Source organism: Mycolicibacterium brumae, assembly GCF_025215495.1.
Classification (GTDB): domain Bacteria; phylum Actinomycetota; class Actinomycetes; order Mycobacteriales; family Mycobacteriaceae; genus Mycobacterium; species Mycobacterium brumae.
In genome coordinates, this window is sequence record NZ_CP104302.1 from 2,657,848 (window position 1) to 2,673,408 (window position 15,561).

The window sequence follows — 15,561 nt, forward strand, 5'->3', positions numbered from 1 at the left end:
AGCCGTCGATGCCCAGTGCCGCACCCGCGCCGACCCGACGCAGCCGGCTCAAATCGGATCGCCGTTCGCAGCTGCTGGCCGCCGCTGAACGCCAGTTCGCCGAACGGGGCTTTTCCGCCGTCCGGCTCGAGGACATCGGCGCGGCGGCCGAGGTCAGCGGACCCGCGATCTACCGGCACTTCCCCAACAAGGAGGCGCTGCTGGTCGAGCTGCTGATCGAGATCAGCACCCGACTGCTGGCCGGTGGCCGCGCGGCCGTCGCCGAACACACCGATGACCCGGGAACGGCGCTCGAGGCGCTGATCGACCTGCACCTCGACTTCACCCTGGGCGAGCCGGATCTCATCCGCATCCAGGACCGCGACCTGGCCATGCTGCCGCCCGACGCGCTGCGCCAAGTCCGAAGGAGCCAGCGCCAGTACGTGGAGATCTGGGTGGGGGTGCTGCGGGAGCTGAGCCCGGAGCTCGCCGAGGGCGACGCCCGGCTGATGGCGCACGCCGCCTTCGGCTTGATGAACTCGACCCCGCACAGCGCAAAGCGGGCCGCCGACCCCGGTCCCGCGCATGCCCGCCAGGTGTTGCGGGCGATGACCATCGCCGCGCTGCGCACGGGGGCGCCGGTTCCGCGCGACGCCGAGGGCTGACCGGCACCCTTACAACCTGGTGTGAGAACCGGGATCTCCCGCCCCGGTGTCGGTGCGCGCAGGTAGCCTGCAGGACGTGAGGTGGGGAGAGTGAGTGATCCGCGTCGGCCGCAAGGAGCCGGCCAGTTCCGGTCCGGCTGGCCCGCCCCGCCGTCGGGTGACTACGGGGACTACCCGCCGCCGGATCCGGCGTACGCCAGCGGGTACGAGTACCCCGCCTACCTGCCGTCGTCGACCCCGACGCAGGAGCTGCCCGCCTATTGGACCCAGACGCAGCAGCCCATCGCCAAAGAGCCGCCGGCCGAGCCCCCGCAGGAGCCCAAGCGCTCCCGCAAATGGCTGTGGCTGGGCGCCGGCGCGACGACGCTGCTCGTCGTCGGACTAGTGATCGCGCTGGTCATCGCCAACGGCGCGGGCAACCAGGACACCGTGGTGATGGCCCCCCAGGACAACACCACCACCCGGGCCGGCATCCCGACCATGCCGTCGCAACCCAGCACCACCGCGCCCCCGACGACAACCGCGCCCACCACCACGGCGCCGCGCGCGACCACGACCGTGCCGACCCCGTCGGCGCCGGGCACCACCGCCCCGGGCAACACCGGCCCGGTGAACACCGTGGTCTACTCGGTCAGCGGCGAGGGCCGCGCCATCAGCATCACCTACATCGACGCCGGGGGCGTCATGCAGATGGAGTTCAACGTGCCGCTGCCGTGGAGCCGACAGGTGAGCCTGCGGTCCGGGTCGGGCAACAGCCCGCACATGACGGTCATCAACATCGGCAACACCGTGACGTGTTCGCTGTCGATCGACGGCGCGGTTGTCCGGTCGCGCACCGGCAGCGGACTGACCGTCTGCGCCGCGCCGAGCTGAGCCGTCACACCGTCTTTCTCGAGGGTGTGCGGACGAAGAGCATCAGCTCCAGGCCGGACACCAGCACCACGCCGAGGCCGCCGAGACCGGCCCGCACGGAGTCGAAGACGTCGACGAACAGCGAGAACATCCACGGCGCGAGGAAGGCCACCGCGCGCCCGGTCATGGTGTAGAGCCCGAACGCCACGCCTTCGCGGTCGGCGCCAGCCATCCGCAGCAGGGTGCGCGACGCCGACTGGATCGGCCCGATGAACAGGCACAGCACCAGCCCGAACGCCCAGAACATCGCCGGCCCGGACACCACCAGCAGCACGGTGGCGACGACGACCATGGCGAACAGTGATCCGACGATCACCGGTTTGGCCCCGACCCGGTCGTCGGCGAGGCCGCCGACGGCCGCGCCGAGGGCGGCCATCACGCTGGCTGCCACGCCGAACATCAGCACGTCCGCGGCGGACAGGCCGTAGACGTTGACCCCGAGCACCGCGCCGAAGGTGAACGCGCCGACGAGCCTGTCCCGGTAGACGGCGCTGGCCAGCAGGAAGCGCACCAGGTTCGGGTCGCGCCGCCACTCCGAGACCAGGTCGGCCCACACCTGGCGGTAGGCGCCCAGCACCCCGACATGCTCGGGCGGGGTGAAGCTCTCCGGCGCGATCCGGTTGGCCCGTAGTAGCAGCGGCAAGCCGAACACCGCGAACCAGCCGGCGGCCGCCGGCATGGCGGCCCGGATGTTGGCCCCGTCGGCGGTCGGGATCTGCAGCAGCCCGCGGGTCTCCCCGCTGCCGGAGACGAACAACCAGTAGATGACGAACAGCAACGCAACGCTGCCCAGATATCCCGCCGCCCAACCGAATCCGGACACCCGGCCGGCCGTCTGCGGGGTGGCGAGCTGGCGCAACATCGCGTTGTAGGGGACGCTCGCCAGATCGCTGACGGCCGCGGTGGCCGCGAGCAGGGCCAGCCCGGCGAACAGGTAGGACGCGTCGGCGTGGATCAGGCTCATCGACGCCGTCAGCGACACCGCGGCAAGGGTGAGCACCGTCAGCACGGTGCGCCGTCGGCGCGGGTTCTGCACCCAGACGCCGGTGGCGGGGGCCAGCACCGCGACGGTGATCCCGGCGATGGTCAGCGCCCGGCCCAGCCAGGACGCCGGGCTGGTGGTTCCCTCCAGGTTCGCCCCGACGGTGTTGGTCAGGCACACCGAGAACACGAAGGTGATGACGATGGCGTTCAAGCCGGTCGATCCGCAGTCCCACAGCGCCCACGCCACCACGTCGGACCGGCGCGCGCCGACGCGGCTGCGCTTCGGCCCAGTCATGCCCCGAACCTTAATCGGATCGGCTTGTTTACGATGACCGCATGCCTGTTCCCTCCCCCAGCCCGGACGCCCGCGCGGTCGTCACCGGCGCCTCGCAAGGCATCGGCGAAGCTCTGGCCACCGAACTCGCCGCCCGCGGCCACAGCCTGATCATCACCGCCCGCCGCGGCGAGGTGCTCGAAGAACTCGCGGCCCGGCTCACCGAGCGTTACGGCGTGACGGTCGAGGTCCGCGCGGTGGACCTGGCCGATCCGGCGGCGCGTGAGGAACTGTGCCAGGAGTTGGCCGGCCGCAACATCTCGATCCTGTGCAACAACGCCGGGACCGCGACCTTCGGCCCGGTCGCCGGTTTGGACCCGGCCGGCGAGAAGGCCCAGGTGCAGCTCAACTCGATCGCCGTGCACGATCTGACGCTGGCTGTGCTGCCGGGGATGATCGCCCGCGGCGCCGGCGGCATCCTGACCTCGGGCTCGGCCGCCGGGAACTCGCCGATCCCGAACAACGCGACCTACGCCGCGAGCAAGGCGTTCGCGAACACCTTCAGCGAGTCGTTGCGCGGCGAGCTGAAGCAGGACGGGGTGCACGTCACGCTGCTGGCCCCGGGCCCGGTCCGCACCGAGCTGCCCGACGTCTCCGAGCAGTCGCTGGTGGAGCGGCTGATCCCGGATTTCCTGTGGATCGACACCGAGTACACCGCCCGCAAGTCCCTCGACGCGCTGGAGCGCAACCGGATGCGCGTGGTGCCCGGCCTGACCTCGAAGGCGATGTCGGTGGGCGCCGGCTACGCCCCGCGCGGCATCGTCGCCCCGATCGTCGGCCGGATCTACAAGAAGCTCGGCGGGGATGCCTAGCTCGATCACTGCGCAGACACGGGTGGCTTTTCTAGGACGGAGTCGCCGAGTGTGGAGCCCTGTGGCGCGGGATCGGCCCGGCGCCCGGCGCCGAGCGGCCAGTTTCGGCACGGGATCCTCCTTGAGTGGCCAGTTTCTGCACATCTGAGCCCGCGAGCGGCCCGATAGGGCACGAGCGCCACTTATTGTCCGCTTCGCAGCTAGCTGACCTGGGCTTTTGTGTTCGTAGTTGGCCAGTCGTGCAGCAACTGGCCCCTCGTGGCCCCGTCGGAGCCGCGTCGAAGCTGGACCGCTGACCCGAGTGCAGCTCAGCTGCGCGGCGCGTACATGATGACGCCGACGCCGAGCAGGCAGATCGCCGCGCCGGTGTAGTCCCAGCGGTCCGGCCGGAAGCCGTCCATGACCATCCCCCAGGCCAACGATCCGGCGACGAAAACACCGCCGTAGGCGGCCAGGATGCGGCCGAAGTTCGCGTCGGGTTGCAGGGTGGCCACGAACCCGTAGACACCCAGCGCGATCACCCCGAAACCGGCCCACAGCCAGCCGCGATGCTCGCGGACACCCTGCCAGACCAGCCAGGCGCCGCCGATCTCGAACAGCGCGGCGACGGCGAACAGCAGGATGGACTTCGCGACGGACATGCCGAAGACGGTAGCCGGAACCGACCTGTGCAACGCGTGTGAGTGATGTCACCCGCCGGCGCGCCGATTCCGGGGAGCGGCGTCGCCACGATAGGCTGACCTTTGCCGCTTTTCTGGGGAATGGACTCATGCCAAGACTGCTGACCGATCCGGAAATCCTCAACGAGCTTGAGCCGATCGCCGAGAAGAACGTCAACCGGCATCTGTCGGCGACCCACGATTGGCATCCGCACGACTACATCCCGTGGCGCTCCGGCCGGGACTTCGCCGCCACCGGCGGCGTGGACTGGGACGAGGAGCAGTCGAAGCTCAGCTCGGTCGCCAAGGCCGCGATGATCACCAACCTGCTGACCGAGGACAACCTGCCGTCGTATCACCGGCAGGCCGCCGCGTACTTCTCCCAGGACCGCGCCTGGGGCACCTGGGTCAACCGCTGGACCGCCGAGGAGAACCGGCACGGCATCGTCATCCGCGACTACCTGGTGGTGGTCCGCGGCGTGGACCCCGTCGCGCTGGAACGCGCCCGGATGGTGCACGTCGCCAACGGTTTCGGCCCCACCCCCGAGGAAGAGGCGACCCGGCCGATGGACTTCCTGATGTCGGTGGCCTACACCACCTTCCAGGAACTGGCCACTCGGGTGAGCCACCGCAACACCGGCAAGGTCTGCGACGACCCGGTGGCCGACCGGATGCTGGCGCGGGTGGCCGCCGACGAGAACCTGCACATGGTTTTCTACCGCGACACCGCCGCCGCGGCGCTGGAGTTGGTTCCCGATCAGGCCCTCGACGCGCTGGCCCACGTGGTGGAGAACTTCCGGATGCCCGGCCAGGGCATGCCCGATTTCCGCCGCAACGGCGTGCTGATGGCCAAGCACGGCATCTACGACCTGCGCCAGCACCTGGAGGAGGTCGTCCGGCCGGTGCTGCGCAAGTGGCGGATCTTCGACCGCACCGACTTCACCGCTGAGGGCGAGAACCGTCGCGAGAAGCTGGCCGCGTACCTCGAGGACCTGGAACGCCAGGCCACCAAGTTCGAGGAGCAACGCGACCGGATGCTGGCCCGCGAGGCGGCCAAGCGCGAGGCCGCCGCGGTCTGAGCCTGCTCAGCGGCGCCGGCGTCGCCCGGTGCCGAAAATGCTGCGGGTGATCTCGCGGCCGATGACGGTGCCCGCCGAACGCGCGGCGCTCTTGAACGCCGGGCTGTTGAGCATCTTGTCCATGAAGCCCGGCTCTTCCTTCTGCGCGGGCGCGGGCATCGGCGGCGGGGCCTGATCGCCGGGCACCGGAACCTGCTCGGCCTCCGGCGGCGGGGCCAGCTTGGCCGTCAACCGCTCGTAGGCAGAATCACGGTCGACGGTGATCCCGTAGGTCGCCTGCAGCGGGCTGGCCTTGGCGGCAGCTGCGATCGCATCCGGGCCGATGGTGTCCATCAACGAGCGCGGCGCGCGCATCCGCGTCCACGCCACCGGCGTCGGGGCGCCCCGCTCGGAAAGCACCGTGACGATCGCCTCGCCGATCCCCAACGACGTCAGCGCCGACTCCAGGTCGTAGACGTCGGTCTTCGGATAGGTGCGGACCGTCTTGGACAGCGCCTTCTGGTCATCGGGAGTGAAAGCGCGCAGCGCGTGCTGCACCCGAGCGCCGAGCTGCGACAGCACATTGTTGGGGATGTCGGTGGGCAACTGGGTGCAGAAGAACACCCCGACGCCCTTGGAGCGGATCAGCTTGACGGTCTGCTCCACCTGCTCCAGGAACGCCTTGGAGGCGTCGTTGAACAGCAGGTGCGCCTCATCGAAGAAGAACACCAGCTTGGGCTTGTCGACGTCGCCGATCTCGGGCAGTCCGGTGAACAGGTCGGCCAGCACCCACATCAGGAAGGTGGAGAACAGCACCGGCCGGGTGGCCTGCTCGCCGAGCTCCAGCAGGGTGATCACCCCGCGGCCGGAGGCGTCCACCCGCATCAGGTCCTTGGGTTCCAGCTCCGGCTCGCCGAAGAAGGTGTCGCCGCCGTCGGCCTCCAGGTTGATCAGCGCGCGCAGGATCACGCCGGCGGTGGTCGTGGACACCGCGCCGAGGGCCTTGAGCTCCGCCTTTCCCTCGTCGCCGGTGAGGAACTGGATGACCGCGCGCAGATCCTTGAGATCGAGCAGCGGCAGGCCCTTCTGGTCGGCCCAATGGAAGATCAGCCCGAGGGTGGACTCCTGGGTCTGGTTCAGGCCCAGCACCTTCGACAGCAGGATCGGGCCGAAGCTGGTGATGGTGGCGCGCACCGGGACGCCGATGCCGGAGGTGCCCAGCGACAGGAACTCGACCGGATAGGCCGTCGGTGTCCACTCGTCGGCGGTGTCCGCGGCCCGCTGCGCGGTGCGCTCGCTCTGCTCGCCCGGGCGCGACAGCCCGGACAGGTCGCCCTTCACATCGGCCATCACCACCGGGACGCCGGCTGCGGAGAGCTGCTCGGCGATCACCTGCAGCGACTTGGTCTTGCCGGTGCCGGTCGCGCCCGCGACCAGGCCGTGCCGGTTCACCGTCGCCAGTGGGATCCGCACCCGCGCGTCGGGGGTGACCTGGCCGTCGACCACGACCGACCCCAGGATCAGCGCGTCGCCGTCGACGGCGTAGCCGCCGGCGATGTGCTGCGCGGGAGTCATCGCCGAGGAGGATTCGGTCGATTCGGTGGTCATGTGACCCCGTCCTTTCTGGAGTGTCCGGCAAGGCCAGAGACTACTTGGCCCGGCGACGCACCGGCGGGTCTGGCGCCCACGCGGGCGTAAGGTGTCCCTACTGTGAGCTCTGTGCGTGATGAACTGGTGTGGATCGACTGTGAGATGACCGGGCTCGATCTCGGTTCGGACAAACTGATCGAGATCGCGGCGCTGGTGACCGACGCCGACCTCAATGTGCTCGGCGACGGCATCGACGTGGTGATCCACGCCGACGACGCCGCCCTGGACGGCATGGTCGAGGTGGTCACCACCATGCACACCAAGTCCGGGTTGATCGACGAGGTCAGGGCCTCGACGGTGGATCTGGCCACCGCGGAGACGATGGTGCTGGACTACATCAAGAGCCACGTCAAGACCGCGAAGGTCGCCCCGCTGTGCGGGAACTCGATCGCCACCGACCGCGGTTTCATCGCCCGGGACATGCCGGCCCTGGACAACTACCTGCACTACCGGATGATCGACGTCAGCTCCATCAAGGAACTGTGCCGACGCTGGTACCCGCGGATCTACTTCGGTCAGCCGGAGAAGGGCCTGGCGCACCGGGCGCTGGCCGACATCCACGAGTCGATCCGGGAGTTGAAGTACTACCGGCAGACGGTGTTCGTCGCGCCGCCCGGTCCCTCGACCAGCGAAATCTCGGCCGTCGCGGCCGAGCTGGGCCCGCCGCGCGATCACGAAGCGGAAACCGATTCGGCCTAACCGGGGGCGAGCGGCTACTATCGACCACGCTGCGCTTCACGGGCAGCGATGGTGGCTGTAGTTCAGTTGGTAGAGCACCAGGTTGTGATCCTGGCTGTCGCGGGTTCGAGTCCCGTCAGCCACCCCGATGCGGGAAACCCCGTCTACGCAGGTAGGCGGGTTTTCCTATTCGGCCCATCGAGTGAGACGCCATGGCGGCATTCGAGAACTCGTTCGATGACTGGTTCCGCCGAAATACGCCTACAGCTCGATCTCCGCCATCTCGGCGTCCGGGAAGGCGGTGTCCTCCCCAGGCCCGCGCCAGGAGTCGATGTCGGCGATCCGCTTGGCGATGGTGTCGTCCCAAATCGCGTAGGCGTCGCGGCCCAACATCAGGCGGGTCGGCGGATTGTCGCTGTCGACGACTTCCAGCATCCGCTGGGCGGCCTTCGCCGGGTCGCCCATCTGCTTGCCCGCCGAGGTCTCCAGGTAGGTCTCGAAGGTCTCCACAACGGGCCGGTAGGCCGCGATGCTCGCGGCCGGGCGCATATTGACGTCGCCGGCGAACTCGGTGCGGAACGCGCCCGGCTCCACCAGGGTGACGTGGATGCCCAGCGGCGCGACCTCCAGCGCCAGCGATTCGGTCCAGCCCTCGATGGCGAACTTGGCCGCGCAGTAGGGCCCCGCGGCGTTCATCGCCACCACTCCGGCGATGCTGCTGACGGTCAGGATGTGCCCTGAGCGCTGAGCCCGCATGGTCGGCAGCACCGCGCGGGACATTTCGGCGGCGGCGAAGAAGTTCAGCTCCATCTGCTCGCGCAGCTGGTCCAGGGTGAACTCCTCGCACGCGCCGGCCAGCGCCCTGCCGAAGCCCGACGATGCCCCGGTGATCAGCCAGATCCGTTGCGCGCCACCCGTCACGATCGCTCTTTTCAGCGCCGAACGCGTTGCTTTCCAACAGTTCCCGTCGATCCACAACCTTAGCCGCGCAGAGTCGCCAAACTCCTCCCATGGGCATGCACCGGGTTGACCAAGGCACCGAACAGATGATCCGCAGCGTCCTGGCCTACGCCGAGAATCGGCTGCGGATGAACCCGGTTCCGCTGGACCGCGGAGAACTCAGCGCCGACGAGATGCACGGTCGGCTGGCCGGGGTCATCGGGGACCGGCCGCGGCCGCCCGACGAGGTGCTCGGCGTCTACACCTCGGTGATCGCGCCCAGCGTGATCTCCGCCGACAGCCCGCGCTTCCTGGGCTTCATCCCGGCCGCGCCCACCAAGGCCGCGCTGCTGTTCGACATGCTGGTGTCCTGCGCGTCGATCCAGGGCATCTCCTGGTTGGAGGCGTCCGGCGCCATCGCCGCCGAGAACAGCGTGCTGCGGCTGATCGCCGACGAGGCCGGTCTGCCCGGGTCGGCCGGCGGCTGTTTCGTCTCCGGCGGTTCGGCCGGCAATCTGTCGGCGCTGGCCGTGGCGCGGGAGACCGCGAAGCGTCGCGGGGCGACGGGCCGACTGCGGGTGGTCGTCGGGACCGACGCGCACTCCTCCATCGTCAACACCCTGCGCCTGTTGGAGATGGACGCGCTGATCGTGGAAACGCCCGATCACCGCCTCACCGCGGAGACCATCCGCGCCGCGGTGCCCGAATCCGAGGCCGATATCGCGGCGGTGGTGTGCACGTCGGGAACCACGAACGCGGGCATCGTCGACGACCTGGCCGGTGTCGGGGCGTTGGCGAAGGAACGCGGCTGGTGGTTCCACGTCGACGGCGCGTACGGCGGATCGGGGATGTTCGCCCGGTCACTGCGGGCCAAGTACGACGGGATCGAGCAGGCCGATTCGTTCATCCTGGACCCGCACAAGTGGATGTTCACGCCGTTCGACTGCTGCGCGCTGCTGTACCGGGACCCGCAGTTGGCCCGCGCCACCCACACCCAGGACGCGTCCTACCTCGATGTCATCCACACCGGTGACGGTGAGTGGAACCCGTCGGACTACGCCTACCACCTGACCCGGCGGGCTCGCGGGCTGCCACTGTGGTTCTCCCTGGCGGTGTACGGCGTCGACGCCTACCGGGAGGCGATCGAGGTGGCGGCTCAGCTGGCCCGCGACACCGCGGAGCTGATCAACGCGGCGCCGCAGTTGGAACTGATCCGGGAGCCCGATCTCGGGGTGGTGTTGTTCCGGCGCATCGGCTGGTCGGCCGGCGACTACGACCGGTGGGCCCAGCAGCTGCACAGCGACGAGGTCGCCTTCATCCCGCCGACGAAATGGGAGGGCGAGACCGTCGGCCGGTTCGCCTTCCTGCACCCGGACACCAGCCTGGAGTTGGTGCGCGAGGTGCTGCGCCGGACGGAATGAACCGGCCTCACATCACCGGGCGCAGCACCACGATCCCGGGCACCGTGGCGAGGTAGCCGGTCAGCGGCGTGTCCACCACCTGGCGGTCCCCGCTGAGCGAGGAGGCGTTGCGGAACATCGGGCCATCCGGGGTGTCGATGTAGACACCGACGTGGGTGACGTCCAGACCGCCGTCGGTGGCGTACGCGCCGAGGTAGTCCCCGGTGCGCAGTTTGCCCAGCACCGCCGCGTCGACGGCGTTGCTCGGAAGGTAGGACACCTGGCGGGTCACCACCGGGATGCCGTCCAAATACGTTCCGCCGCTGTCCTTTTGGTTCAGTTTCTTGGTGACCGCGACGACACCGTCACCGAGGCTCGGGGTGACGTCGGTGGCCACCGCCGGGCCCACCGCGGCCCAGTCGGTGAAGAAGTGTTTGCGGTGCGCGAAGTCCACCACGCCGTCGCGGTAGCGCACGTCGACGAGGCCGTCGAGGAACTCCTCGCGGTCGCCGCCGCGCTTGAGCGCCTCCACGTAGTCGGCGAAGGTGAAGCAGTCCACCCTGCCCAGTTCGACGACCAGTTGTTCCGGTTGGGTCGCCGATCCGATCAGCGTGTTCGCGCCATAGGGGGTGCCGAGGAAGTCCGCCGACAGCAGGGCGGCGCGGGCCGAGACGCTCTGCGCCTGCATCTGGTTGCGGGTGCTGAGCAGTCCCGTCAGGATCCGCTCGCTCTGCGCCGAGATCGACACCTCCGGGTCTGCCGAACTCGGTGGCGCAGTCACCAGGCCGGCGAGCAGGGCAAGTGCGGCCAGCAGGCCAAGCGCCCGCGGGACTGGTCGCGCCGATTGGGATCGCACGGGCATTCACCGCTCCTCACCGTCGTGCCGGATTCCGTTCAGGCTATCCCGCGCCGCCGACGGCCCGGTTCCCGATCGCCGCCGCAGAGCGTCAGGAATTTCTTGACGAACCTCGCGGTCGTCAGGTAAACCTTGACGCATGCGAACTCAATCTCTGACTCTGCACGCGTTCCGCGAGGACATCCCCGGACCGCGCTGGCGCGCGCTCTACGACGCCACCTGGAACGGCTACCGGAACTGGTATCTCGGCGGTCCGGGCGAACGACCGGCGGTGGCCGACGCCCAGCAGGCGCTGCGCCGGCACATGCCCGAATTGGTCCCCACCTACCGGCGACTGCTCGACCTCACGCACGACGACCCGACGACCGCGGCCATGCTGACGCACTGGAACATGCCGGCGTTCGCGCCGGGTTGCTCACAGGTCGTCGTCGACTCCGGCCCCCGGGCGCTGATCCGCAACTACGACTACCACCCGGCGCTATTCGAGCAGGTGGTGATGACCACCCGGTTCGCCGACCGCCAGGTGCTCGGCACCAGCGACTGCCTGTGGGGGCTGCTCGACGGGATGAACTCCGACGGACTGGCGGTGTCGCTGACCTACGGCGGCGCCAAGGGGTACGGCCCCGGGTTCGGCATCCCGCTGGTGGTCCGTTTCCTGCTGGAGTCCAGCGCCACCGTCCCCCAAGCGCTGGACAGGCTCGACGGATTGCCGGTCTCCGGTTCCTACAACCTCACCCTCACCGACGCGCGGGGCTGCGTCCGCACCGCCCACGTCGCTCCCGGAAAAACGATGCAGGTCCGCCACGACAAACTGGCGACCAACCACCGCTTCGACCAGGTCGACGACCCCGAGCACGCCGAGCGTTACCGCAGCGTGCAGCGCCGCCGCCACCTGCAGACCACGCTGGGACGGGAACCGGCCGCCGACGAGTTGGCGGCGGAGTTCCTCACCTCGCCGCTGCGCAGCACCGACTACGCCGGCGGGTTCGGGACCCTGTACACCGCCGACTATCGCCCGGATGACGGTGTGCTGCACTACCGTTGGCCGGGAACGGTCTGGACGCGCAGCTTCGATTCCATGGACGCCGAACTGCGCCTGGACGTGCCCGCCTGTTGACTCCCGACCCGGGCGGCAGCCACTAGGCTGACGCCCATGCCGGATGTCCCCGACCTCCCGTTGCAGAATCTCAGTGCCACCGAACTGGCGGCGCTCATCTGCCGGGCCGCCGACGAGCTCAGCACCCGCGGCAGCAGCGAATCGTTCGCCGAGATGCTCAAGGTGGTCAGCCACGTCGGCGAGCGGGTCGGCATCGCCGCCCGCGGCTTGGCGTCGGCGAACTCCTGGAGTCAGGTCGCGCAGGTGTCCGGGACGTCGAAGCAGGCAGCCTGGGAACGCTGGCGGATGTGACCTCGCTCAGCCGCGGTTGCGGCGGGCGATGTCCGCGGACATCACCGTCGCAAACGCCGTCCACGCCGGGTAAAGCGCAAGCGCCGCACCGAATTTCGGATCCACGGCGGCGGCGCGGCGGGTCAGATCGACGCTGCTGGCGGTGAGCAGCGCGGCGGCAGCCGCGGCCGCGGGCAGCCGATGCCAGGAGAAGAACACCCAGCTCCAGGCGCCGTTGAGCAGATAGTTCGCGGCCAAGGCCCGCCCGTAGGCGTCGGCCTCGGCGGTGCGCCCCTCGTCACGCAGGGTGTCGATCACTTTGGCCGACGTGGTGGCGATGTTGCCGTAGAGCGAGGTCCACGCCACCGGGAACACCGCGTTCGGCGGAACGTAGCCGGGCTTGTCGAGTTTGGCGTACCAGGTGTCGATATTGGGCTTGCTGGCCAGGCCGCCGACGATGCTCGCCGCAGCGGCGCCGGTTGCGGTCAGGGCGATGGTCCGTAGGCGCATGCTTCGATGCTACGCGCGGCGTCGGGCCAGACCCGACGACGAACGGCCCCCCGCGCCGATTCCGGCACGGGGACCCGTTCTTTCGTCAAGCTGCTAGAACAGCGCCTGCACACCCAGCAGGCCGATGGCGCCCAGCAGGGCCGCCGCGGGCAGGGTGATGACCCAGGCCAGCGCGATCGGCTTCATCAAGCCCCAGTTGGTGTTTCGGTTGACCATGCCGACGCCGAGCACCGCGCCGATCAGGATGTGGGTGCTCGACACCGGGAGGCCGAGGGCGCTCGCGCCCATCACCACCGCGGCAGCCGAAAGCTCTGCCGAGAAGCCCGAGGCGGGATGCATCTTGGTGAGGTTGGTGCCCACCGTGGCGATCACCTTGCGGCCGATGAACCAGAGGCCGGCCACCAGCGCGATGCCGAAGGCCAGCATGGCTGCGGCGGGGACTGCGGCCTTGCTGCCCAGCTCCCCCGACTTGAGCACGTCGAGGATCGCCGCGAACGGGCCGATGGCGTTGGCGATGTCGTTGCTGCCGTGGCTGAAAGCGAAGCCGGAGGCGGTGAACACCTGCATCCAGCTGAACATCAGGAAGGTCGACCGCGGCAGGGATTCGCCCCGCAGCGTCTTGGCGAAGATGAAGGTGGCCATCCAGACGGCGGCGCCGATCATCGCGATGATGAGGTAGTTGTCCATCGAGGACAGCCCAAGGTGCATGTTCTTGAGGCCCTTGAACAGCAGCATCGCGGCGATGATCATCGCGCCGAACGCGGCGAGCATCGGCACCCAGGTCTGCAGCGCGTGGAAGGCGTCGACCGACTTCTTCTTCGCGTCGATCTCGTAGAGCTCCCGGTAGTAGTCGCTCTCCAGCTCGTCGGGGTCGAAATCCGGCCGGTTGGCGGCGACGGCGTCACGCGCCAGAGCGCTGGTGTAGGAGATCTGCTGGATCTCGCTGAGCCGCTCGAAGGCCTGCTTGTGCCGATCGCGGTGCTCGAGCCGTTCGGTCTTGATCTCCTGCAACCGCTCGTCGGCGAGGTCGTTGTAGGTCAGGATCCGGCTCTTGATCGCGCCGTAGAGCAGATAGGCGACGATGCCGCCCAAGGCCGGTGACAGCACCCAGGAGACGGCGATCTGCCCGACCTCACCCCACTGGATGGTGGACAGCGCGGACTCGCCTTCACCGCTGACGAAGCCGAGCGTGACCGCGGCGCCGACGATGCCGCCGATGATCGAGTGCGTGGTGGAGACCGGGTAGCCCATCCGGGTGGCGAACAGCAGCCAGAACGCCGCCGCGAACAGCGCGGCCATCATGATGTAAACGAATTCGATCGGGGTGATGTGCATCCCGTTGAGGTCGACGATCCCGCTGCGGATCGTCTCGGTCACCTCGCCGCCGGCGATGACCGCGCCACTGACCTCGAAGATCGCCGCGATGAGCAGCGCCTGCTTCATGGTCAGCGTCCCGGCGCCGACGCTGGTGCCGAACGAGTTGGCCACATCGTTGCCGCCGATGTTGAAGGCCATGAACATGCCCAGGATCGTCGCGACGATCAGGATGGCCTTGTCGCCGGTGCTACCGACATAGTCGAATGCCCAGAACGAGAAACTCACGAACGCGACGAGCAGCATGAGCCCGAACGTCAGATGCCAGTTTCGATCCGGGCCCAGGAAGCCCACCTGATTGGGCGTCGCCGGACTGGGGGCGGTCTTGGTCGCCACGTCTTACCTCAGTTGCCTGTTGACTGTCAAACAGCTGAGAACTTATGCGGGCTCGGCGACCCCTCAGCCAACCCGATGTGAACAACTGGCGACGCGGCGGTGAGCCGATGGGGACTGACCGCGACAACTCAACGCAGGTTGTCGATCAGCGCGCCGTGCTCACCGAATAACTCGCGTTGCCAGCGGTCCAGCAGCGCGCTGGTGTCGATGTCGTCGGGATGGAACCCCGGCCGCAGATAGCGGCGGAAGTCGGCCCACATGCCCTTGACGAGCGGCCCGGTGAACAACCGGTGAGCCTCGCGGACCAACCGCACCGGTTGCCGGCGGGCGTTGGCGTCGCGGGCCAGCGAGATGAGCAGCGTCGAGATCACCAGCGGGACCCCCAGTGCCAGCATCGCCCGCATCACCCGAATCCGGGTGCGCTCATCCCCACCAACCGCGCGGTAGACGTCGAACGCCACCGCCTTGTGCTCGAGTTCCTCCAGCGCGTGCCAGTTGAGCAGGTTCCACACCTCCGGATCACCCGGAATCGCCTGCACCTCTTCGGTTCCGAGCACCCGCTGCGCGAGCACCGCGGTGAAGTGTTCGGACGCCGCGGTCATCGCGAGATGGCGGCGCCGGCCGATCCGCTTCTCGAAGCGCTTCTCCCGAGCCTTGGTCTGCTCGGAATCCCACCACTGCACCCAGTAGCCCTTGTCGGCGAGCTGGTCGTTGAGCGCCCGGTGTTGTTGGCCGTGCACGGACTCCTGGCCGATGAAGCCGGCGACCTTCTTCTTCAGCACCGGATCGGTGATCTGGTCGGAGTAGGCGCGCACCGACCGGATGAACGCCTCTTCACCGGGCGGGAACGACGCCGACAACCCGGCCACGAAGTGGCTGAACACAATGTCGTTGTTGACGAAGTACTTGCCGCCGCCACCGGAATCGAATTGGAAGCGGATGCGGCGCGTCTTGGGGATGTTCGCGACATCCGGCTGATCGACCATGGACCCAGAGCTCCCTTCAGAACCCTCAGTACCTAGTACCGA

At 68.8% G+C, this 15,561-nt stretch carries 16 protein-coding genes and 1 tRNA gene; 9 read left to right on the forward strand and 8 right to left on the reverse strand.

Annotated elements, in window-relative coordinates; translation table 11 throughout:
- The first annotated feature begins 8 nt into the window (after positions 1 to 8).
- Both L2Z93_RS12935 and L2Z93_RS12940 read left to right on the forward strand, forming a co-directional pair.
- A complete protein-coding gene (locus L2Z93_RS12935) occupies positions 9 to 644 on the forward strand; it encodes an SACE_7040 family transcriptional regulator (protein ID WP_090591248.1) in 636 nt (211 codons plus the stop codon).
- A gap of 90 nt (positions 645 to 734) precedes the next feature.
- A complete protein-coding gene (locus tag L2Z93_RS12940) occupies positions 735 to 1,517 on the forward strand; it encodes an MmpS family transport accessory protein (RefSeq protein ID WP_090591244.1) in 783 nt (260 codons plus the stop codon).
- Positions 1,518 to 1,521: 4 nt separating this feature from the next.
- Here the strand turns inward: L2Z93_RS12940 and L2Z93_RS12945 are convergent, their stop codons facing one another.
- Complete coding sequence (locus tag L2Z93_RS12945) at positions 1,522 to 2,835, reverse strand: MFS transporter (RefSeq protein WP_090591240.1); 1,314 nt, start codon at positions 2,833 to 2,835, stop codon at positions 1,522 to 1,524.
- Positions 2,836 to 2,876: 41 nt separating this feature from the next.
- Here L2Z93_RS12945 and cmrA point away from each other — a divergent pair, with 41 nt between their 5' ends.
- Positions 2,877 to 3,686 carry a mycolate reductase gene (cmrA, locus tag L2Z93_RS12950; protein ID WP_090591236.1) on the forward strand — a complete coding sequence of 270 codons (810 nt, stop codon included), beginning with the start codon at positions 2,877 to 2,879 and terminating at the stop codon, positions 3,684 to 3,686.
- A gap of 308 nt (positions 3,687 to 3,994) precedes the next feature.
- Here cmrA and L2Z93_RS12955 read toward each other — a convergent pair whose 3' ends face one another.
- On the reverse strand, positions 3,995 to 4,327 hold the full coding sequence (locus L2Z93_RS12955; RefSeq protein WP_090591232.1) for a YnfA family protein: 333 nt from the start codon (positions 4,325 to 4,327) through the stop codon (positions 3,995 to 3,997).
- A gap of 128 nt (positions 4,328 to 4,455) precedes the next feature.
- On the opposite strand from L2Z93_RS12955, the gene L2Z93_RS12960 reads away from it, so the two are divergent.
- Entirely contained in the window at positions 4,456 to 5,424 is a 969-nt protein-coding gene (locus L2Z93_RS12960; protein ID WP_090591229.1) for an acyl-ACP desaturase, read from the forward strand.
- Between the two features lie 6 nt (positions 5,425 to 5,430).
- On the opposite strand, the gene L2Z93_RS12965 is transcribed toward L2Z93_RS12960, so the two are convergent.
- Positions 5,431 to 7,011, reverse strand: a complete 1,581-nt coding sequence (locus L2Z93_RS12965) for a helicase HerA-like domain-containing protein (protein WP_090591226.1) — start codon at positions 7,009 to 7,011, stop codon at positions 5,431 to 5,433.
- 111 nt (positions 7,012 to 7,122) lie between these two features.
- On the opposite strand from L2Z93_RS12965, the gene orn reads away from it, so the two are divergent.
- Positions 7,123 to 7,752, forward strand: coding sequence for an oligoribonuclease (orn, locus tag L2Z93_RS12970; RefSeq protein WP_090591223.1), 630 nt, complete (start codon positions 7,123 to 7,125; stop codon positions 7,750 to 7,752).
- Between the two features lie 51 nt (positions 7,753 to 7,803).
- Positions 7,804 to 7,876: transfer RNA gene (locus L2Z93_RS12975), tRNA-His, on the forward strand.
- 116 nt (positions 7,877 to 7,992) lie between these two features.
- On the opposite strand, the gene L2Z93_RS12980 is transcribed toward L2Z93_RS12975, so the two are convergent.
- Complete coding sequence (locus L2Z93_RS12980; RefSeq protein ID WP_090591219.1) at positions 7,993 to 8,652, reverse strand: SDR family NAD(P)-dependent oxidoreductase; 660 nt, start codon at positions 8,650 to 8,652, stop codon at positions 7,993 to 7,995.
- Positions 8,653 to 8,741: 89 nt separating this feature from the next.
- On the opposite strand from L2Z93_RS12980, the gene L2Z93_RS12985 reads away from it, so the two are divergent.
- Complete coding sequence (locus tag L2Z93_RS12985) at positions 8,742 to 10,091, forward strand: pyridoxal phosphate-dependent decarboxylase family protein (protein ID WP_234786204.1); 1,350 nt, start codon at positions 8,742 to 8,744, stop codon at positions 10,089 to 10,091.
- A 7-nt stretch (positions 10,092 to 10,098) separates the two neighbouring features.
- Here the strand turns inward: L2Z93_RS12985 and L2Z93_RS12990 are convergent, their stop codons facing one another.
- Complete coding sequence (locus tag L2Z93_RS12990) at positions 10,099 to 10,926, reverse strand: DUF1460 domain-containing protein (protein WP_370745903.1); 828 nt, start codon at positions 10,924 to 10,926, stop codon at positions 10,099 to 10,101.
- Positions 10,927 to 11,065: 139 nt separating this feature from the next.
- On the opposite strand from L2Z93_RS12990, the gene L2Z93_RS12995 reads away from it, so the two are divergent.
- Together L2Z93_RS12995 and L2Z93_RS13000 are read left to right on the forward strand one after the other, a co-directional pair.
- Positions 11,066 to 12,043 (forward strand): C45 family autoproteolytic acyltransferase/hydrolase, encoded by a 978-nt coding sequence (locus L2Z93_RS12995; protein ID WP_090591211.1) that lies wholly within the window; start codon positions 11,066 to 11,068, stop codon positions 12,041 to 12,043.
- A gap of 36 nt (positions 12,044 to 12,079) precedes the next feature.
- Positions 12,080 to 12,334 carry a hypothetical protein gene (locus L2Z93_RS13000; RefSeq protein WP_090591207.1) on the forward strand — a complete coding sequence of 85 codons (255 nt, stop codon included), beginning with the start codon at positions 12,080 to 12,082 and terminating at the stop codon, positions 12,332 to 12,334.
- Between the two features lie 6 nt (positions 12,335 to 12,340).
- On the opposite strand, the gene L2Z93_RS13005 is transcribed toward L2Z93_RS13000, so the two are convergent.
- From L2Z93_RS13005 to L2Z93_RS13015, 3 genes are all read right to left on the reverse strand, one after another.
- Positions 12,341 to 12,823 carry a TspO/MBR family protein gene (locus tag L2Z93_RS13005; protein WP_090591203.1) on the reverse strand — a complete coding sequence of 161 codons (483 nt, stop codon included), beginning with the start codon at positions 12,821 to 12,823 and terminating at the stop codon, positions 12,341 to 12,343.
- A 93-nt stretch (positions 12,824 to 12,916) separates the two neighbouring features.
- Positions 12,917 to 14,533, reverse strand: a complete 1,617-nt coding sequence (locus L2Z93_RS13010) for an inorganic phosphate transporter (RefSeq protein WP_234786203.1) — start codon at positions 14,531 to 14,533, stop codon at positions 12,917 to 12,919.
- 128 nt (positions 14,534 to 14,661) lie between these two features.
- Positions 14,662 to 15,519, reverse strand: coding sequence for a metal-dependent hydrolase (locus L2Z93_RS13015; protein WP_090591200.1), 858 nt, complete (start codon positions 15,517 to 15,519; stop codon positions 14,662 to 14,664).
- Between the last annotated feature and the right edge of the window lie 42 nt (positions 15,520 to 15,561).